This is a genomic window from Neobacillus soli NBRC 102451 (genome assembly GCF_001591665.1).
GTDB lineage: Bacteria > Bacillota > Bacilli > Bacillales > Cytobacillaceae > Neobacillus > Neobacillus soli.
Genome location: NZ_BCVI01000033.1, coordinates 1 through 22081, shown reverse-complemented (window position 1 = coordinate 22081; position 22081 = coordinate 1). Strand labels below are relative to the sequence as shown.

Here is a 22081-nt window from a genome sequence, read left to right as displayed (position 1 = left end):
TCCACCTACCTTACTGCCTTTTGCATAATTGCTTTCTTGTCCTGGTATTGAATGTTATAAATCCTTTGATATGCCCCGTTACCGGCTGCCAGCTTCTCATGTGGTCCACGTTCGATAATTCTCCCATTTTCCAACACTAGAATTTCATCTGCATGTTTCAAGGATGAAATCCGATGGGCAATAATAAAAGTGGTCCTCCCCTTCATGACTTCTCGAAGAGCTTTTTGAATTTGAAATTCCGTTTCCATATCCACGGCACTTGTCGAATCATCTAAAATAAGAATAGCCGGATTCATACAGAAGGCCCGGGCAATCGCGATCCGCTGTTTTTGCCCCCCGGATAGACCCATTCCCCGTTCTCCGAGCATCGTGTTATACCCGTTAGGCAGCTCCATGATAAAATCATGAGCTTGAGCACGCTTCGCTGCATCGATAATTTCTTCCATCGTCGCATCCGGCCGTCCGTAAGCAATATTCGCTTTGATGGTAGACGAAAACAGAAAAGTTTCCTGTAACACGATTCCAATCTGCGAACGCAGTGTTTTTAACCCATACTCTTTAATCGGATGGCCATCAATCAAAATATCCCCCGCGGCCGTTTCATAAAAGCGGGATAGCAGCTGAATCATGCTGGTTTTTCCGGACCCGGTTGCGCCAATCAGGCCAATCGTTGAACCTGGCGGCGCATCAAAGCTTACCTCTTTTAGAGCAGCAGTTTCCTCTTGATGATATCGGAAGGTCACATCACGAAAGGCCACATGCCCATCCATTTTTCCGCTGCTTCTTACATTCTCTTCATCATAGATGGTTTCATCTGCTTCCAATACTTCAAGAAGCCGCTCGCCGGAGGCCTTTGCCTGAGAGAACATATTAATGGTGAATCCAAGGTTCATGATTGGCCATATAATATACCAAACAAGACTGTAAAAGGCGACAAGTTCTCCAGGTTTTAAGGCTCCGTTTATAACCTGATATCCTCCAAATGCCAATAAAGCGACAACGGAAATATTTCCGATTACCTCCATTAGTGGAAAATACTTTGACCACACGGATGCAGTACGAAGCTGTTTCGTCCTATAATCTTGATTTGATTTATTAAAGCGCTCAATCTCAATCCCTTCTTTAGAAAGGGCCTTTACCGTATGGATCCCGCTTATATTTTCCTGTACTTTTGTATTCAATCGTCCGAACGATTCACGGATCCCGCGAAAAGCTGGGTGTACGGCTCGATCGAACTTATAAACAACAACACTCAAAAATGGCAGCGCAATCATGGTTACCAGGGTAAGGGAAACGGAATAATAGAACATCACACACAAACTGGCACTGACTTGAATAACAAAACGGAGTACCTCTGCAAACCCGAATGATACAAAAAAGCGAAAGCCTTCGACATCTGCGGTTAAACGTGACATTAAATCTCCTGTTTTCGCATTATCATAATAGCTGAACGACAGCCGCTGCAGTTTTTCATATAAGGCATTTCGTAAACTGTACACTGATTTAATGCCAAACATATCTGCCAAATAATGCTGAATATAGGCCGATAGTCCCTTTACTGCCATAATCACGATAAACCCCAGGGAAATCCATGGCACCCAGCTATATTGCCTGCCAAGTACCACATCGTCAATTGTCATCTGTAAAATGACAGGATAAACAACGGTAATACCAGCCATGATGATGAGAAAAAGCGTCGACCAAATGAAATCCTGTTTAAAAGGAAGATAAAACGACTTTAATTTTTTAAAAACTAACATTTTTTCCTCCCTTTTGATAAAAATTTTTGCATGCTTTAATCATATAAAATAGGACACGAAAATATTTCTAAATTTTAAAATTTCGGTTATCTAAATTTATTTTTAAAAACGTTTTTCCATGAAATATGATCTAAAAAGAAGACATGGACTTTTACATTTTGTATCGTTGAAAACTAATTGCCTTCATTCCAAGCCCTCTTGGACCTTAAAGACTTGCCGATTTCGATTGGTGAATGTTCGGCTGTTGAAAATGGCTTTAAGGATACGGCGAATTGTAAATCCTTATTTTCTAACTGATACGGTTCCGTCACATCCGGTCCGCAGCTTGCGGATCCAAGCCCATGCTGCCCGTAGTCAAGGTGAAAGGTAATCGTATCCTGTTTTTTCAAATCGTACGTATGCTGCGCTTGGTCAAGGTTTTCCGTTGAATAATAGTGCGCACTGAAATCGAGCTTTGGATTTCCCGCAGCGACAAAGCCTATTCCATTGCTGTTCGTGATGGATACCCAGCGGACCTCATGGCGGTTGCCATTTTCCTGCGGATAGATGTAGGGGGTAAAAAGCTCCTCCACCATTTTCGTGTAAATACCAACACGGTTGGCTTGTTTGCTGTCGCTATAGGCCTCCCCTGGGCCTCTTCCATACCATGCTGCTTCATCTAAATAGACTGGCAGCTTCATTTGCAAGCCAATCCGCGGCAGTGTTTTTGGTCCATTACCTTCTATAGTGCTTTGCACATTGATAGATATTTCACCGCTGTTAAAAATCGTAAACGAATAAACGGCGCGGATCCCCCAAGCAAGTATTGGCGGAGCGATCCGTACGCGAGAAGTAATCACTACCCTGTCTTTGTTCTCTGATTGCTGCCACTCCACACCATCGACCCGGTGCTGGAGCCAGTGTAAGCCAAATTGCTTCCAGTTGACAGCGGAGCGGTGATCATTATCGATTAACGCCCGCCAGAAATGCAGCCTTGGACCGTCCATTAAAAGAGGAAGTCCTTGATAGGTCCATGAATCGATTGTTCCGTAGACAAGATGAAATTCAACAGAGAAATCTTCACCCTTTACCACTAATCTGTTATTGGCTTCCAAACATTCAAGCAGTGCAAACAACGGTTGGGCTTCCTCTTCACGATACGTGCTTATTACAGGCAATTCAAACTGTGCCCAAGCCATTTCATAGCCTGTTTTCGCCCATAACGTATCAGCTGCCAGCGTAAACTGCAGGTTTAGCCAATAATCTGTATTTTTTTTGATGATGGTAGGAAGCTGAAATGGAATCGAAAGCTGTGCACTTTCACCTGGTGCTATCGCCGGTGCCGGCATCCTACCATGTTCAATCGGCTTACCATCTGCCTCAATCGACCAGGACAAGTTCAAATGGTCAAAGGAAACGAAATCATAACGGTTGGTGATTCGCACTTCCCCTGTTTTCAAATCCACCGCCTCAACATGTACCGGTTCGATGACTTTCTTATATTCAATTAAACCTGGGGAGGGTGTCCGGTCCGGCCTGACGAGCCCGTCAATGACAAAGTTAAAATCATTTGGGGTATCGCCAAAATCACCGCCGTACGCAAAGTATTCCTCACCCTCGTCGGTAAATTGACGGATGCCGTGATCACACCATTCCCAGACAAAGCCGCCCTGCAATCTTCTGTATTTGTAAAAGAGGTCCCAATATTCCTTCAATCCGCCAGGGCCATTTCCCATCGCATGGACATATTCACAAATAATATGCGGCTTCTTTAGTTCTGTTCTCTGCCCCCATTTTTCAAGTATCTCTATAGAGGTATACATGGATGTATGAACGTCCGAAACGGATGGATCCCTTTTAGGATCATTCTCGTCTTGCTGCATGATACTCGCCGACTCACCTTCATAGTGGACGAGACGCGTGGAATCGTTTTCCTTTATCCATTTGCCCATGGCATCATGGTTACAACCGTATCCTGATTCATTTCCTAATGACCACATAATAATCGACGGATGATTCTTATCACGAGCAACCATCCTCCTAGCCCTGTCTACATAAGCCTCTTCCCATTCTGGATCATCGCTTAACCTATTGCTTGGACCTACATAGTCAATCCCGTGGGTTTCCAAGTCTGCCTCATCAATAACATAAAGACCATACACATCACAAAGATCGTAAAACCTTGGATCATTGGGATAATGGGCCGTTCTTACAGCGTTAATATGATGCTGCTTCATTAAGATGATGTCCTTCTCCATGGCTTGAAGCGGAACAGCACGCCCTAAATCCGGATGATGGTCATGCCGGTTGACACCTTTTAGTTTGATGGCTTTACCATTCACCAGGAAGACCCCATCCTTTAGTTCAATGGATCTAAACCCGGTTTTATTAGACACAATCTCCAGCGTATTTCCATCAGCATCTTTCAAGGTAACCAGCAAATGATATAAATAAGGATGTTCAGCCGACCACTTTTCTGGATTTTCTACCGGAATGTCGATTTGTGCCTTGACAGATTGATGGTTTGGGGCGAATACATCCTTTGATTTTACAGAAACTACGTTTCCTTCCTGATTGAGAAGGCGGTATTCAAGCTGATAATTTTCAATCTGCTGCTCGCCGCCATTTTCAATGACCGTATCAATTTTAAGAATGGCATTTTCATAGTTTTCATCCAACTTAGTTCTGACAAACAAGTCTTGAATATGGACCTTAGGTTTTGCCAATATATACACATCACGAAAAATGCCGCTTAACCACCACATATCCTGATCTTCTATGTAACTGCCATCAGACCACTGATAAACCCTGACAGCTAACGTATTATTCCCTTCACGAATATAGGGAGAAATATCAAATTCTGCTGGAATCCGGCTTCCCTGGCTGTAACCAACCTCCCTGCCATTTACCCAAACATGAAAGGCACTGTCGACGCCTTCAAATCGTAAGATGGCCTTTTGCTGCAGCCATTCCGATGGGATATAGAAATTTCTCTTGTATGACCCAGTCGGATTTTCTGTTGGGACATACGGCGGGTCAACTGGAAATGGATACTGAACATTCGTATAATGCGGCTTTCCGTAGCCATTAAGCTGCCAGTGGGAAGGAACCATAAGGTCATCCCATCCGCTTACATCGAATTCCTCATGGAAAAATTGCGCTGGTGCCAGCATTGGATTTTCTGCGTAATGAAATTTCCATTTCCCATTTAACAGCTTAAACCCTTGCGACTTTCCTCTTTCATAGGTTAGGGCAGCATGATCATCGGTAAACGATAAAAAGTATGCCCGTTCAGGCAGCCTGCCTCTTTGCAGGACAGAAAGGTTTTCCCAGTCATGTTTCTTTTTCTGCACCATTCAGCAATTCCCCCGTCCAATATTATCGTTTGATTTCTTCTTTGAACGCCTGCTGTGCAAGCAAAAGCGAGCCCGTAATCCCAGCATCATCGCCAAGTCCAGGACTTACAATATATTCCGGCAGTTCCGGCAAGGAAACATAATCATGAAGCAGCTCCGGCAAATATTTATAAACTGAAGAGAATACTTGTTTCTGCTTCATCACACCGCCGCCTAGAATAATTCTTTTTGGTGATAGAATTAAAATATACTGCATCAGGGCTTGGGCAATATAGTAACCTTCTAATTCCCATACTTCCTCACGACCCACTAGATTGATCCCTTTTTCTCCCCAGCGTTCTTCAATCGCCGGACCTGCCGCAAGACCTTCTAAACAATCGCCATGATAAGGGCATTTCCCTTGATAGTGATCATTCGGATGACGCCTTACAAGGATATGGCCCATTTCAGGGTGCGACAGTCCTTGAAGAAGCTGGCCTTGTACTACTGCGCCCGCTCCAATTCCCGTCCCAACTGTAATGTACAAGCAGCTGTCCAAACCTTTTGCCGCACCGTGGACGGCTTCCCCCAATGCCGCTGCATTCACATCGGTATTAAAACCAATCGGCACGGAAAAAGCATCCTTCATGGCTTGCACAAACAGAAAATTCCTCCATGCCAATTTCGGTGTAGAGGTAATCATGCCATAGGTTGGACTTTCCGGATTGACATCAACAGGACCAAATGAGCCAATCCCAATCGCCTCAAGTTCATATTTTTTAAAAAAGGCCATTACCTCGGCCATCGTTTCTTCCGGCACGGTGGTTGGAATCTTGACCCGGTCAATAATATTCCCCCACTCGTCTCCGACCGCACAAACAAATTTTGTCCCTCCAGCTTCGATCGCACCAAACATCTTGGGTTCCTCCCTAACGTTATTTTTATAGTACTGATGCGGGATGCATCTTTAAGTAATGAAACAAGGCTCCCATTAAATTGGCATCGTTATCAAATTGGCAGGCTTCCACTTCTATATGCAGCGTCGAGATTTCATTCTTTAATAACGTTAATTCTCGGTTGATCCCTTCGATCACTTCTCCGCGCTTACTAATCCCGCCGCCAATTAGAATTTTTTCGGGGTCCAAAGCATATTTCAAATTATAAATCCCAATCGCGATTCTTTTATAAAAATGAGCAATACTTTCTTGGGCAACGAGGTCTCCTGCCTCCGCTAGAAGAAATACTTCCTCTCCATCTAATGAACCATGTGCCAATGATTTTTTCATTTCCACTTCTCTGACAAGGGCATTCGTTGAGGCAGATAGACTCCAGGTTGATTGCAGCGGATTCTTACCCGTTTGGAGCGACCCGTCCAAAATCATGTACCCAAACTCACCGCCATGGAGCGCTGCCCCGCGGAGAATGGTATGGTTCATGACAATGCTGCCGCCAATCCCCGTACCAATCACAATACAAATATAGTAATCCGTATCCTTAGCTGCCCCTAACCAGCCTTCCGCCAAAGCGGCGCAATTGGCATCATTTTCAATTGATACCGGAAGACCTGTCCGTTCCCTTAGCAAGTCCGTCATGGATCCTCCATGGATATAGGGAATAGCACTCGCGCCGCCAATACATCCTGTTTTTACATCGACAGCACCAGGAGAGCTTAAGGCAATGCCTTGGAGTTCATAGGAATCTTTATACTCTTTTACGATAGCGCAAATTTTTTGCAAAAAAGTCTCTAAACCTTCCATAGGAGTTGGAAGCTTCCCGCTCGCCAGCCTCTTTGCCGCTTGATCCATCACGGCATATTTTATAAATGTCCCGCCGATATCTAATACCATGTAGGCTTTCATTGGATTCCCCTTCCTTTAAAAATTTTCTCCAATCCCTGTATATCGTTAAAAACCGTTGTTTTCAGATACCTGTTGATACCATCGGCCGGATTTCTTAATCGTTCGTTTAAAGTTGTTCTGTATATCTACCTCTACTAATCCATAGCGGTTCTTATAGGCATTTGTCCATGACCAGTTATCCATAAAGGTCCAAAGGTGATAGCCAAGACAATTGGCCCCTTCTTGCAGACCTTTATGCACCCACTTCAGGTGTTCCTCGATAAATTCAATACGATAATCATCCTCGATGAATCCTTCGGCATTCCGAAATTTCGCTTCCCCTTCAACACCCATTCCATTCTCTGAGATAAAGAAAGGGAGATTGCCATAATGGTCACGAATATCAATCATAATGTCATAGATGACTTCTTCACAGATTTCCCAGCCGCGGTGCGGATTGATTTTCCGGCCTGGCATGATATAGGGTTCAAATAGATGTTCCGGCATAAACGGAGTTCCTGCTGGCACCGGCTCTTCCTTTGCTTTGACACGGCGCGGCTGATAGTAGTTCACGCCTAAAATATCAATCGGATTGTTACGGATGACCTCTAAATCTCCCGGTTCCACTGTTGGAAGTAGCTCTCTATCTTTTAAAATCGCAATCAAGTCTTGCGGGTACTCACCTTTTGTGACTGGATCAAGGAAGCTTCGGTTAAAGATAAGGTCCGCAATATGGGCAGCCTTTACATCTTCAGTATCCTGGCTTCGTGGATAAGAGGGCGTTAAGTTAAGGATAATGCCAATCTTGCCGTCTCCATTCCATTTTTTGAAAGCCTCTACCGCTTTTGCATGGGCCACAATCGTATGATGAGCGACAGACGCTCCTCGTTTGAAATTTACTATTTTTGGATAATGCAAATTATATAAATAACTAGCCTCAACAGGAACGATTGGTTCGTTAAAGGTAAACCAATACTTGACCCGGTCCCCAAATAATCGAAAACAGGTTGCCGCATACTTCACATAAGCATCGACGACTTCCCGGCTTTCCCAGCCGCCTTTTTCCTGCATACACATCGGCATATCGAAATGGTAGAGATTCATAAATGGTTCAATATCATTTGCGATTAGTTCATCAATGACGCGATTGTAAAAATCAACTGCCTTCTGATTCACTTCCCCGACCCCATCCGGAATCAATCGCGACCATTGGATGGATGTACGGAAGGAAGTGTGACCCGTTTCCTTCATTAGTTGGATATCTTCTTTAAACATATGATAGAAGTTAGATGTATTCTCAGGCCCTACACCATTATGAAAACAATTTGGTTCAATGCTATACCAATAATCCCAGATGCTGGGTTTCCTTCCGTCCAGATCCGCTCCACCCTCCGTTTGCGGACCTGATGCCGCACTCCCCCACCAGAAGTTTTCAGGAAAACGATAGGTAAGGTTATTGTCATGATAAGTATTGTCCATTATTATCTCCTCTTTTAAAAACGAATTATGTTAAGACTTTTTTCCACATTCTTGTGTAGATGGCATTTTCTATTTTTGTTTTCGCTCTATGTTCGTTGAGATCACCTATAGCAGTAAATATAAACGCTTTCATTTCTTTGCAGATGATTTTAGGTGTCATTCTGATAGGCAACACCTTTTTATCCCTCTCTGCTCCTCCCCTTTATGTGTTTAGATAGTTTCTATATATTTATTTTAAAAAAAGATAGCTTTCCATAATAGTTAATAAAATTAAGATTTACTGTTTTTATCACTAGTGTTGTATGAATAAGTGAAAAGCTCCAAAACAAAACCGGGCAATAACTGCCCGGTTCTGTTTTTTTAAATCCCTGCTGCACTTAAAAACCATAATCATATGTCAATTCGTCTTTTTCTTCGTTAAATTTTCCTCCACTCACTTGGTGTTGTACCAACCGTTTTCTTAAATTGTTTATAAAAGTAAGTAGTATCCGAATAACCTACTTTTTTCCCAATTTCCCCCGCACGATAATGAGTGGTTTTTAGCAATTCCTTTGCCTTTTCCAACCGATAACGATTAAGGTATTCAGAGAAGACAACCCCGACTTCTTTTTGAAATAACTGCCCAAGGTAGATAGCGTTTACATGAAACTGTTGACCCAATGTTTTTAAGGATATCCCTTGATCATAATGGGCATGAATAAACTGAAGAACATTTTGGACAATCGGGCTCCTCATGTGAACTTGATTATTAATAGAAAGTATTAATTCATGACAATACTCTCTCAAAATAGCTTTTACCTGAGCGATATCGGAGCTATAGACAATTCTTTCAACTGCGGCCGTATAAGAAGAAAGATTATCTGGCTGTATGGAAAAATGAATATAGGACATCAGATCAAATGTATATTTTTTTGCAACCTGCGGTGAAATAAATTTTGATTGCTTGGTCAAATGGTCCAAGAATAAATCAATCATTGGTAATGTTTCTTCATCTGCATTTAAAATCCGCTTGACAATAGTTTCTTTAAAATCCTGCTGCTTTTTTAATTCTTCCTGCCGGTCAATCGTAAATCCCTTCGAAATAAGCACGTTTGGCTCCGAATAAAGTTGCAATAAGCTATATTCACTGGCATTGATCATGCTTTCCTCTAATTCATCGATTGTTTTTACCGGTCTTCCCATAGATAAATAGAATAAACCCGTCTCCTTTTGTTCCTCACAAAGTCGATTCACCAAACTTTGGTTCCATTTCACTAATTCCTCTTCATTCGTTCCGCCAAAAATAATGATTAATTCATGATTGGGACTATAAAGGCATGTGGCGGAATAATGTTCTTCAATAATGCTTCGAATCTTCTTTGTGATTTCAGTCTTATGGTACTGTTCAAAATTTAAAATCGAGACATTATAAATCAGCTCAGTAAATTGGATATTATAGAATGATAGTCTTTCAAGACAATCATTTTTATCAATTTCACCATTTAGGAAACGCCATAACGTATTATCCATCAAGGTTGTCGTATCCTCTGTCAGGCTTGATGCCCCTACAACCGGCACAGTACTTAGTTTGCGGCCAACATTTTGGATAGTCGTCAATAATTCATCCTCATCCACGGGCTTCACTAAATAGTTTTCAATACCTAGTAGCAGCCCTTGTTTAATAAATCCAAACTCTTGATAACCGGTTAAGACAATACTTTTGATCTGGGGCTGAATTTGCTTCGCCTCTTTAATTAATTCCAATCCAGACATTTCCGCCATTAAAATATCGGTAATTAGAAGGTCAATTGGATGATCCTTGAGATAGCTGAGGGCTTCTTCGCCGCTTTCCGCTGTATAAGCAATTTCAAACCCGTAATCCTCCCAATCCAAAATCGCCCTCAGTCCTAATGTTATCAGAGATTCATCATCAGCCAGCAGTACCTTATACATGATGAATCCCCTGCACTGGAATGGTTAGCGTGACAATCGTTCCTTCGTTTTCAAAGCTTTTTAGTGAAATGCCAAACTGGTCTCCATATCTAATTTTTAACCGTTGGTGGATATTTCTTAACCCGATTGATTTCATTTCATCGCCCTCTTCACGATTGATATGATGAACAATGTTGGAAAGTTCCTCTTCGGTCATCCCCTTGCCATTGTCTTCTACACGTATTTCGATTTTTTCGCCAAGGTTTGCAGCGCGAATGAATAGCACATTATCCGTCCGATCTTTTTTAAAACCATGAACAAAATAATTTTCAATGATTGGCTGCAGAATTAATTTTTGCAGTAGTATTTGTTCCACATTACTAGGTATCTCCATATGGACCTCTAGTTTATTGGGGTATTTAAACTGCATCAATTTTAAATATTGATTGACATATTCGATTTCGGTATATAAAGGTACGACGTCTTTAGATTCCAAGGAATAGCGAAAAAGTTTGGCTAAATGGAAAATCATTTTACTTGAGGTTTTCGAACCCTCTACGACAGCAACCATTCGGATTGCTTCAAGCGTATTGAATAAAAAATGCGGATCAATTTGTGCTTGAAGGGCTTTTAACTCTGCCTGCTGCTGCTTCATATTCAGCAGGTAAAATTGTTCGATATAATTATTCAATTCCCCTAACATGGAATTGATATTGACCGCAATCTTTGATAATTCATCCTCATGTTTGGATTCCGGAATACGTGCCTCTAAGTTTCCTTTTTCCACCTGGCGAATAATGGAGACAATCGTGTTAATTCGCCGCGAATAATTTAGCGTAAAGGAATAAGAGATCAAAATGGCAATAATAATGAGGAAGATAATAACAACCCACATCGTTCCCCTTACAATCGATAACTTTTGCCATCCTTTGTCAGGAATCACACTTACATACGTATAATCTCCCTTGTTGGCAATGGTGTTAATATAATAATTTTCATGTTTCCACGCTAATTTCGTCTCATTGGTTTCAGGTTTTATTTGATTGATTATATCCAAAGGAATTCCCTTATTAAGCGAATAAATAATCTTGCCGTCCGCATCTAGTAAAAAGAATGAAGCGGGCGCCCCTTCATGCTTTTTCAACATCTTGTCTAAACGATCGGTGGAGTAGAAAATGGATATCTCACCTATTTTTGTAAGCGTTACTGGATTGTTAATTTCTACTTTTCTCGTAATGGTGTTTCTTAATTCCCGTCCCTTTGGCAGACCTTCTTCACTTATTCTTGGAGGCCCCTGTGAGAGGGATGGTGCTGGGGGTGTTACATGATCAACAATGCTTTTATTCCAGCGCAAATTATTATTGATTAACAAATATTCAATCAAGGGATTTTCTAATGAACGCAAACTAATTGCATTTAGATCGCTATCTTGGCTGAAATAGCCATTAAAATAGGTTTCTATATTTCTAGGCGTAAAAGATTTGTCCTTCGAATATTTAGTTAAGCGGTATTCTAAATATTTTCCATAGCCATTGTGAAGGGCAAAGGAAATATCATCAATCATATCGCCATTAATATAAAGGTCCTTAATCACCCTGCTGATATCTGCATCTTTCGTGGAAAAGTAATCCTCTACTCTTTCCAATGTTCTTGTATTAATATTGACTTCCTTTTGAATAATCACATCCGAATAATAGTTGGTAATCGTAACAATTAAGATAATGACGGTCATAATGATGGTGATGGAAGATGTTAAAAATAATTTATTAAATATTTTTTGGTTAAAACGTCCTTTTTTTCTCATTCCCATTTAGATATCCTCTGGTTACATTGAAATAAAATCAAGCTGGAATATTCCACCCAGCTTGATTTTACTATATTTTATTTTTGTTTGCCTTTCCAGTCATCAAATTGCTTTTGAATTTCATTTAAGACTTTATCAAGCCCAGCTTCTTTTAACTTTTTATTGTATTTTGGCAGATATTTTTCTGGGTCAACAGAACCTGTTGCCAATGCTGGATAGAACTCTTTAGAAATATTCGTAATCGATGCAATTTCTGATCTTACTGGATCACTGTCAAAGTGGAAACCAAGCGTTGGTGCTGGTTTAGCCGCTTCATTAAATTCCTTGAATTTGTCCCATTTATCCTTTGGATCATCTTTATATAAATCCAAGACGAAGAAGTTTCCGATAGAATAAGTTGGAATATTATATTTATCTATACGTGCTGGAAGATCTTCAATTGTTCCATCATCATTCTTTTTGTAATGTACTCCTTCAATTCCTTTATCAACAAGGTTACGAAGGTATGAATCTGTGTTAAGCAGATTTAAGAATTCCATAGCTTTTTTAGGATTCTTAGATGTAGCAGAAATGGCCTGAATCGAACCAGAAACAGAATCGTTAAACGTTGTAGGCTCTTCAGCAGGTACAGAAACGACATCATATTTTGCTGAACGTGACCACAGTAAATCAGCATATGGCTGTGAATCGCCCATACGGACAAACCAGTTTTCTACATCCATTGGCCAGCTGTCTTTGCTTGTTGCTGCATCTTCTTTAAGGTATCCAGCTTTGTAATAACTGTGCATGGTTTTAAAGGTTGACATCGCTAAATCCGTATCAAATTGGTTAACAACATGGTCTCTGTCACCCTCAATCGGGAAGGCAAATGGCATTTCATTATTAAAGGTATAGTCATATGGAAGATACGCTTTGAATGTTGCCATTGGAGTAATGCCCGATTCGTTTTCCTTAATCGTCTTCAACATTGGTTCAAGGTCTTCCAACGTTTTCACTTTTGTAAGATCGAATTTGTATTTATCTACTAGGCGTTTATTGAATGTATAAACAGTTTGTCGAGCCGCTTCTTTATTCGTAGGAACACCATAAATTTTACCGTTGATCCTATTTCCTTCTAAAAGGGCTGGATTGACAGCATTCTTAAGGTCCTTACCTTCTTTATTTAACAGATCATCAATTGCCACAAAAGCGCCCTTTTGTGCGTTCTGTACATAATCCGTACCATTCGTAAAGATAATATCAAATGGTTCGCCTGCATTAATCATAACTTGGGATTTTTGTGCCCAATCGCCCCAGTCAATTTGCTGCATTTTAACGGTAGCATTGATTTTTTCCTTCAAATACTTATTCACTTCTGCAAATACTTTATCTGTATCCTTTTGTGGGGTTCCAATAGTATACCATTTAATTTCGTATGGCTGACCATCTTTCCCGCCTTTATCCGAAGTAGAACTGTCTTTACTGCTGCATGCAGCTAGAATGGTTCCAATGGATAAAACTAATGCAAGTAATAATACTAACTTTTTCTTCATCCTTATACTCCCCTTTTTCTTTTTATTCTTTGGTTTTGTTAAACTTGGCTGTTGATTGTAACGAAAGGCGCTTCGCGCACCTTAGGGCGGTCTGGGGAGCCTCCTCGGCACTTTCGCACCTGCGGGGTCTCCCCTGCCCCGTCCTCCCGCAGGAGTCTTCACGCCTTCCGTTCCAATCAACAGTGTTATAAAATCAACATTAACCTTTTAACAAAGCCTATTCTTTAACGCCGCCAATAGTCAGTCCGCTAATAAAGTACTTTTGAAAGAACGGATAAGAAACTGCTATTGGTAAGGTGGCGATAACGACCATGGCCATTTTGGCTGAATCTTGCGGCAGCGTATCAAATAAACTTTGCTGCATTAATCCGACATCAACATTTTGCTTCATGAATTCAAGATTGGCTTCAATTTTCATGAGTAAGGCTTGGAGCGGCACTAATTTTGGATCATCAATATAAAGTAATGCCGTAAACCAATCATTCCAATAACCCAATGTGCTAAACAAAGCAATCGTGGCAATCCCTGGAAGCGAAAGCGGAAAGACGATTTGAAAAAAGATCCGCCATTCACTTGCCCCATCAATTCTCGCAGATTCCAAAATGGATTCTGAAACAGATTTCATAAAGAAGGTTCTCATGATGATAATATAAAAAGCATTCATAACAAGTGGCAGGATTAACGCCCAAATTGTATTTTTCAATCCTAAAAATTGCGTAACCACAATATAGGTTGGAACTAATCCGCCGCTAAACAGCATCGTGAAGAATGCTAGGAATGTGAAGAATCTTCTATATTTAAATTGAGGTCTCGAAATCGCATAAGCATAAAAGGAAATCATCAACACACTAATAACCGTTCCTACTACTGTAATCAAAATAGTTACACCATAAGAACCGAGCAATTGATCCTTGACATTCCATAGGTAACGATAAGCATCGGTACTCCATTCCGCCGGGATAATTTGAAAGCCATTTCTTACAATACTTTCCTCACTTGTAAGAGAAATGATGATAACATAGATAAATGGAAAGACACACATTATCGTAAAAATACCTAACAACACACTGAAAATGGTATTTACAACGGGATGCAGTTCATGATAATCTCTTGTCTTTTTCCGTTTAATCTTTGCCCCACCCCGTTTTAACTGATCCAATGGCTGTGATGCTACGACAGAAACTTGAGTTTGATTTAGATCATTTGGCATATACTTAGCCGCCGGGCGACTTTCCCCCTTTCGTGAAGAATCCACTATTAGAACAAGGCACTTTCATTATCAACTTTTCTTACGATATAGTTTGTAATCATAACAAGGATGAAACCAACAGCCGATTGATAAAGACCTGCTGCCGTACTCATACCGATGTCCCCTAAAGTCATAAGCCCTCTGTATACAAAGGTGTCGATAACATTTGTGACCGGATATAGGGCCCCCGAATCTCTTGGTACTTGATAAAATAGTCCGAAATCGGAGTTGAAGATCCTGCCAATATTCATGATGGTTAAGATAATCATTAATGGCTTTAGCATCGGAAGGGTCACATGCTTAATCTGCTTCCATTTTGATGCACCATCAATCATTGCCGCTTCATAATACGTTCGATCAATTCCGACAATCGATGCTAAATAAACGATACTGCCATATCCGACACCTTTCCAGATGCTCATAAAAATGATGATATACGGCCAATATTGAGGCTCACTGTACCACGAAACAGCATCAATATGGAACCAGCCAAGAACATTATTTAACAAGCCACGATCCGAACTTAAGAAGGTGAATACAAAGTAGCTGCCAATAACCCACGAAATAAAATGCGGGAACAGCATTCCAGTCTGATAAACCTTTGATAACCTTTTATTTACCAACTCACTGAGTAGGATCGCTGTGGCAACCGCCGCCACAAGTCCTAATACGATAAAGACAAGATTATACAAGATCGTATTTCTTGTAATAACAAGGGCATCGTTTGTGCTAAACAAATATTTAAAGTTCTCCCAGCCAACCCATTCACTATGCATAACACTAGCAAAAAATCCATCCGGGTCAATTCGAAACTTTTTAAAGGCCAATACTTGACCAAACATTGGCAGATAAGAGAATAATAGCAGCCAGATTGTTCCTGGTAACACCATGAGTAACCAGATTCTATTTTTATAGATATCACTTACTATCTTTTTCACATGTATCCTCCTCTCTCTCTTTAATGTAAGCACTTCCATACCTATATTTTACGGTGTTTAGGTGCCCAATTATAGTTGACTAATTTGGGATTAAGTGCAAAAATCTTAGAAATCACTAAACTTTATGTCTATTTATCCATGGAAAAGATATTATAAAACCGAATAATGAATAATTCTTTCCGTTAGGGAACGAAAAGAAAGGAGTGGAATGATGGTCAAAGTGACTGTATGGAATGAAAACCGCCACGAACAAAAGAATCCAATTGTCCGAGAGCTATACCCAAACGGTATTCACGGAACCATTGCAGAATTTCTGCAGGTAGAAGGCTTTGAGGTAAGAACCGCTACTTTAGATGAGCCAGAGCATGGCCTAACAGATGAGGTTCTAAAGAATACGGATGCATTAATTTGGTGGGGGCATCTCGCTCATGATGAGGTAAAAGAGGCAATTGTAGAAAAAGTGAAACAGCGTGTTCTTGAGGGGATGGGGCTGATTGTGCTGCACTCCGGTCATTTTTCAAAAATATTTAAAGCATTAATGGGGACCAGCTGTGATCTATTATGGCGGGAAGCGGGTGAAAAGGAGCGCCTTTGGGTCATCAGCCCAGGTCATCCGATTACTGAAGGAATCCCCGAATATATTGAATTAGAACACGAAGAAATGTATGGCGAGCATTTTGATATTCCTCAGCCTGACGAGCTCATCTTTACCAGCTGGTTTGAAGGCGGAGAAGTATTCCGGAGCGGCTGTACATATAACCGCGGACTTGGGAAGGTGTTTTACTTTAGACCAGGCCATGAAACCTATCCGACCTATCACAACAAACAAATTCAGCGAGTCATTATCAATGCGCTGAAATGGGCGGAGCCGGCCAAACGTGAACGTCCGGTATACGGACATCGAAAACCACTCGAAGAAATGAAAGGAGAAAAATCAGAATGAAAAAGTTAAGAGTTGGTGTCATTGGCTGTGGCAGTATTGCCCAGCATCGCCACTTGCCAGAATATAAGCTTAATCAAAAGGTAGAGTTAACGGCTGTTTGCGATATCCATGAAGACCGGGTGAATGAAATCGCAGAGAAATACGGGGTTGCTGCCTTTACAAGTTTTAAGGCGTTGCTAAGCAGCGGCATGGTGGATGCCGTCAGTGTTTGTACCTCCAATGATCTTCATGCCCCGGTTTCAATTGCGGCATTAGAAGCAGGAATCCATGTCCTGTGTGAAAAACCGATGGCTACATCGAAACAAGAGGCCGAAGCGATGATTGCCGCGGCGGAAAAGAGCGGAAAAAAGTTAATGATAGCTCATAATCAGCGCTTTGTCCCTTCCCATCAAAAAGCACGTCAGCTGCTTCAAAGTGGAGAAATCGGCAAAATTTATAGCTTCCGCACCACCTTTGGACATGGAGGCCCCGAAAATTGGAGCGTCGAAGGCAAAGACGGCTGGTTTTTTCAAAAGGAAAAAGCCTTCGTTGGCGCGATGGGCGACCTAGGTGTCCACAAAGCCGATTTACTAAGGTTTTTACTTGATGAGGATGTCGTTGAGGTCGGTTCATTTGTAGAAACCAGCGCAAAGGATTTTGCTAATGTCGATGACAATGCGGTTTGTATTTTGAAAACTGAAAGCGGCATCATTGGGACTCTCGCTGCCAGCTGGGCCTATGTAAGCAGGGAAGATAACTCGACCATTATTTACGGTGAAAAGGCGATTCTTCGTTTAGAAGATGACCCTCTCCATTCTCTCGTTGTTCAATATGTCAACGGGGAAGTGGTCAAATATGAACTTGGAAGAATCCAATCGAATGAAGCGGGCGGGCAGAACACCTCTCAGGTGGTCGAGAAGTTTGTCGATTCTATCCTGCTTGATCAAGTGCCGCCAGTGCCTGGTGAGGAAGGAATGAAATCATTAGCGGTTATCCTGGCAGCACTAGAGTCAAACCAAACGAAGCAAATTGTCCGTGTCGATAATCAGATTTCAAGAATAGGGGATTAACAGTATGAAACTAGGTGTGTTTACCGTATTATTTGCAGATAAATCGTTTGAAGAGATGCTGGATACTGTAAAAGCAGCAGGCCTTCATGCCGTTGAAATTGGGACCGGCTGCTATCCAGGGAACAATCATTGTGATTTAGATGGGTTATTGGAAAGCGAAGATGCCCGCGTGGACTATGCCCAAAAGGTCAAAGACCGCGGGTTGATGATCAGTGCCTTCAGCTGCCATGGCAACCCGATTTCACCTGAAAAAGATTTTGCCGAAAAGTCTCATGAAACTCTATTAAAAACGATTAAACTGGCCTCGTTACTAAGCGTGCCTGTGGTCAACTGTTTCTCCGGTACGGCGGGTGACCATGAAGGGGCGAAGTATCCTAACTGGCCTGTGACACCATGGCCAAATGAATATGGTGACGTATTAAAGTGGCAGTGGGAAGAAAAGCTGATTCCCTACTGGAAAGAGGTTGGGCACTATGCGACGGAGCATAATGTGAAGATTGGCCTTGAACTTCATGGCGGCTTCTTAGTCCATACACCCTATACGCTGCTAAAATTGCGCAAGGAAACATGTGATGCGATTGGTGCCAACTTAGATCCAAGCCATATGTGGTGGCAGGGGATTGATCCGGTTGCTGCGATAAAAATACTGGCAAAAGAAAATGCCATTCATCATTTTCATGCGAAAGACACGTACATCGATCAGGAACAAGTCAATATGTATGGATTAATGGATATGCAGCCCTACGGAGAGATTAGAACCCGGTCCTGGACCTTTCGTTCAGTTGGCTGCGGACATAGTTTAAAGGAATGGTCCGACATGTTAAGTGCACTTCGTACGTATGGTTATGATTATGTGGTCAGTATTGAACATGAGGATCCAATTATGTCCATTAATGAGGGCTTTAACCGAGCGGTCGTTAATTTAAAGTCTGTTTTAATCGAGGAGCCTGTCTCGCAAATGTGGTGGGTTTAGCAGAATGATAGAGATGACCGGCTGGAATACTCCAGCCGGTCATCTTTTTTCCATTATAAAATTCTAAAGGTCTTGATTTCGTATGGTTTGATGTCAAACTCAATTGGTGATTGCGATGCTTCTGTGATTGGTTCTTCCATCAAATTGGTCTCAACCCATGATGTGATGTCTTTTTGAACGTTCAGAGACACCTTGCCTCTACGTCCTTCATATTCATGTAACCGGACAATCACACCATTGCCATCGTAAGCCGGCTTAATCGCGTCAATCCAAATATGGTCTGTATCCATTTCAATAAATGAATCTTCCTTTGTCCATTTCCCTTCCACAGCGAAAATTGGATCATTTAAATCCCACGCTGTTTCCACGGTCTTCGCCTGGCGCCAGTCGCCCATATGCGGATACAGCGAATACGTAAAGGAATGCAAGCCTTGATCTGCTTCCGGATCAGGATGTGTCGCTGCTTTTAATAAGGTTAAACGCATCACATTTCCTTTAATGTCATACCCATATTTGCAGTCATTCAGCAGACTTACTCCGTAATCTGGTTCTGAAAGATCAGCCCATTGGTGTCCGACCGATTCAAATTTTGCCATTTCCCAACTTGTATTCCAATGGGTCGGGCGCTTCACATTGCCATATTGAATATCATAGGTTGCCTCTGTTGCGCGAACATCGACTGGAAAGCTGGCCTTGAGTAATTTTCGTTTTTCATGCCAGTCAACATTGGTTTCAAAATCAATCCGGCGATCATTTTCATAAAAAACAATCCGCTGAGAAATGTCAGAATGATGATACTTCCATTTGACATCAACCGCAAAAGTAAGTTCCCCGTTGTCCACTACTTTGAATGTGGCGATATCACGGATTTCCTCCATCTTTTCTTGGTAGAAAATATCAATATCCCAGGCATCATGGGCAAGAGGTTTATCTTCAAAAATTTGCATTACGTTGCCGCTTTGGCCTTCTGCTAACACATGGCGCTGCGCCTCTTTATCAAAAAGCTTGGTGATCTGTCCGAACTCGTTCCACTCCACGAGATAATACGGCGATTCTAATTTTCGATCTTGATAGCTAAAGTTTGTTTTTGTTTCCTTTGCATTTTCATGCGGTTCAAAAAACAATGTTTGAGCTCCAAACGATGGAAGGGCATCCACTGCAACGAGCCAGCCATCAGGGCGCTTTTGATGAGTTAACAGTTTGCCACTGCCATCTGTCCAGTTCCCTGCTGAAAAATCGGCAAACTGGGAAATGAACACATTCTTACTGCCTTTCCGATGTGTCGAATTAAAGACAACAACAGAACGGTCCGCTTGTTCCACTCCGGTTTGAATGATCTGCGATTCCACTCTATTAACAATTTGGAACGCCTCAGCATATTCTTCCTTGGCATCTTCGTATACCTCATGAATCGAAGAACCTGGAATAATATCATGAAATTGATTTCTTAAAATAATTTTCCAGCCATTTTTCAGTTCCTCATCGCCAAGCCACGCTCCATTTTCGGCGGACATCCAGGAGGACAAGAATTCTGCTCTGCGATATAAAAGCTCAAGCTTCCGGTTCAGTTTTTTCATAAAGGCCTGGCTTGTATAGGTACCGCGATGGTATTCCAGGTACAGTTCGCCATCCCATTTATGAATATAGCCATTCGATTTCTCCACATTTTCATGGAGCTTTTCGAAAAATTCCCCTGCCGTTGTTGTTTTCACATTTGGCATCCCAGGCATTTGGTCCAATCGTCTTCTCATTTCGAGCATATGGCGGTTGACGCCGCCGCCCCCGTCACCGTACCCATAAGATAGAAGCAGGTCTTTTGATAATTCCTTATCGCGGTAGCCCTTCCAAGCGCCTTTCACCGTTTTGGCCGTAATGTAGCCATTATACGTATAGAACCAAGAATCCGGGCCGTTCCATGGTTCAGGTGTGGTGATAAAGTGCGTTAAAATCTCAGAACCATCGATTCCCTTCCAGTGAAAGGTATCATGCGGCATCCGGTTATATTGATTCCAGCTAATTTTCGTGGTCATCATCGTGTTGATGCCGGCCTTTTTCAAAATTTGCGGCAGCGCCCAGCTGTAACCGAAAACGTCAGGGAGCCATAGGTATTGACAGTCAACGCCGAACTCTTCTTTAAAGAAGTTTTTGCCGTGCAGGATTTGCCGGACAAGCGACTCGCCGCTTGGAATATTACAGTCAGCTTCGAGCCACATCGCCCCGCCGGCTTCCCACTGGGCTTCTGCAATTCTTTCCTTCATTTGTTCGTAAATTTCGGGATAGTCTGTTTTGATATAATCATAGAGCTGTGGCTGCGTTTGCAGGAATAAATATTCAGGGAATTGCTTCATTAAATGCAGGACCGTTGAAAAGGAACGAGCTGCTTTCTCCCTTGTGTTCTTTAAGCGCCAGAGCCAAGCTACATCAATATGGGTATGACCGACTGTATGAATCGTCACATCGGATGATTTTTCGATCGACTGAAGCGTCTCAGTTAGACCGGTCTCCGCCCCATAGCAGGACTCATAAAACTCAGGACTTCCAGGTTCCGTCCAATCTATTCGCTGTAAGGCATCCTGAATCATTTGTTTCATGGTCGTATAAGCAGAATCAGCTTGATCCGTTTCCATTAACACTTCGTAGGCGGCCAAAAGGGTGTAGTATAAATTATCGACTCTTTTGTCAAGCCAGCCGATTTTTGCCTGTTCCAGTTTAAATTCATTTTCAACCGGAACGCCTCCGCCCTCAAGTCCAGACCAGAGTCTGAAATCTAAACGCATCGGTCCTTTAGCGATTTCCTCATCAAAAAGCACTTCCTCATGATTGGAGTCGACGCCTTGATAGGGTTTGCCGTTCACAAACAGTAATGATTCAAACCCGGAATTATTCCCTCCGCCCGTCTTGCCAAATGAAAAGATACCTGCGACTTGATGATTGTTGTTGGGCAGGTGGCAATCCACATCAGCATGAAGCCAAATATAGCGGTCGCGGCCCTTCCAATAGTCGCCAATCTTCATGATGCTTTCTTCGCCGTATACGGCTGGCGGAAAGGCACCAATCTCACCTGTATCCTCATGTGTGTGAAATTGCTCAATGCTGACGCAGTCACGATAACGATAACCTTCCAATTCCCTTATCCGTGCTTCAAATTTTCTTTCGGTTAAAAACATGCCTTCACCCCGTTTGGTTGGTTGGTTTAATAAGTTATTTTGGACACTGAGATTCCCTCTGAGTGCCCGGTACCTTCGTTTGGTTGCTCTCATGGGCACTGTGATCTCCTCTGAGTTCCCGTTC

The 22081-nt window shown here is 42.0% G+C and carries 14 protein-coding genes; 3 read left to right on the top strand and 11 right to left on the bottom strand.

Annotated features, from left to right (window positions below; translation table 11 throughout):
- Positions 1-5: 5 nt before the first annotated feature.
- From BSO02S_RS11880 to BSO02S_RS11835, 10 genes are all read right to left on the bottom strand, one after another.
- Entirely contained in the window at positions 6-1760 is a 1755-nt protein-coding gene (locus BSO02S_RS11880) for an ABC transporter ATP-binding protein (protein WP_066067071.1), read from the bottom strand.
- Between the two features lie 173 nt (positions 1761-1933).
- The gene (gene ebgA, locus BSO02S_RS11875) at positions 1934-5095 is read right to left on the bottom strand and encodes a beta-galactosidase subunit alpha (RefSeq protein ID WP_066067069.1); all 3162 of its coding nucleotides are present in this window, start codon (positions 5093-5095) and stop codon (positions 1934-1936) included.
- 22 nt (positions 5096-5117) lie between these two features.
- Positions 5118-5990 (bottom strand): ROK family protein, encoded by an 873-nt coding sequence (locus BSO02S_RS11870; protein ID WP_066067066.1) that lies wholly within the window; start codon positions 5988-5990, stop codon positions 5118-5120.
- 25 nt (positions 5991-6015) lie between these two features.
- On the bottom strand, positions 6016-6933 hold the full coding sequence (locus tag BSO02S_RS11865) for an ROK family protein (RefSeq protein ID WP_066067063.1): 918 nt from the start codon (positions 6931-6933) through the stop codon (positions 6016-6018).
- A gap of 45 nt (positions 6934-6978) precedes the next feature.
- Positions 6979-8391, bottom strand: coding sequence for a glycoside hydrolase family 1 protein (gene gmuD, locus BSO02S_RS11860; protein WP_066067061.1), 1413 nt, complete (start codon positions 8389-8391; stop codon positions 6979-6981).
- Positions 8392-8808: 417 nt separating this feature from the next.
- The gene (locus tag BSO02S_RS11855; protein ID WP_066067059.1) at positions 8809-10323 is read right to left on the bottom strand and encodes a response regulator transcription factor; all 1515 of its coding nucleotides are present in this window, start codon (positions 10321-10323) and stop codon (positions 8809-8811) included.
- On the bottom strand, positions 10316-12112 hold the full coding sequence (locus BSO02S_RS11850) for a sensor histidine kinase (protein WP_066067057.1): 1797 nt from the start codon (positions 12110-12112) through the stop codon (positions 10316-10318). The genes BSO02S_RS11855 and BSO02S_RS11850 overlap by 8 nt, the downstream gene beginning before the upstream one ends.
- A gap of 71 nt (positions 12113-12183) precedes the next feature.
- Entirely contained in the window at positions 12184-13638 is a 1455-nt protein-coding gene (locus BSO02S_RS11845) for an ABC transporter substrate-binding protein (protein ID WP_066067055.1), read from the bottom strand.
- A 217-nt stretch (positions 13639-13855) separates the two neighbouring features.
- Positions 13856-14848, bottom strand: coding sequence for a carbohydrate ABC transporter permease (locus BSO02S_RS11840; protein WP_066067054.1), 993 nt, complete (start codon positions 14846-14848; stop codon positions 13856-13858).
- 47 nt (positions 14849-14895) lie between these two features.
- Entirely contained in the window at positions 14896-15825 is a 930-nt protein-coding gene (locus tag BSO02S_RS11835; protein ID WP_235846911.1) for an ABC transporter permease, read from the bottom strand.
- A gap of 211 nt (positions 15826-16036) precedes the next feature.
- Between BSO02S_RS11835 and BSO02S_RS11830 the strand changes: the two genes are divergently transcribed.
- From BSO02S_RS11830 to BSO02S_RS11820, 3 genes are read left to right on the top strand one after another with little or no spacing between them, the layout of a single operon-like run.
- Positions 16037-16768, top strand: a complete 732-nt coding sequence (locus BSO02S_RS11830) for a ThuA domain-containing protein (protein ID WP_066067051.1) — start codon at positions 16037-16039, stop codon at positions 16766-16768.
- A complete protein-coding gene (locus BSO02S_RS11825) occupies positions 16765-17817 on the top strand; it encodes a Gfo/Idh/MocA family protein (RefSeq protein ID WP_066067049.1) in 1053 nt (350 codons plus the stop codon). The genes BSO02S_RS11830 and BSO02S_RS11825 overlap by 4 nt, the downstream gene beginning before the upstream one ends.
- Positions 17818-17821: 4 nt before the next feature.
- A complete protein-coding gene (locus BSO02S_RS11820; RefSeq protein WP_066067047.1) occupies positions 17822-18790 on the top strand; it encodes a sugar phosphate isomerase/epimerase family protein in 969 nt (322 codons plus the stop codon).
- A 53-nt stretch (positions 18791-18843) separates the two neighbouring features.
- Here BSO02S_RS11820 and BSO02S_RS11815 read toward each other — a convergent pair whose 3' ends face one another.
- The gene (locus BSO02S_RS11815) at positions 18844-21957 is read right to left on the bottom strand and encodes an alpha-mannosidase (protein WP_066067327.1); all 3114 of its coding nucleotides are present in this window, start codon (positions 21955-21957) and stop codon (positions 18844-18846) included.
- Positions 21958-22081: the final 124 nt, after the last annotated feature.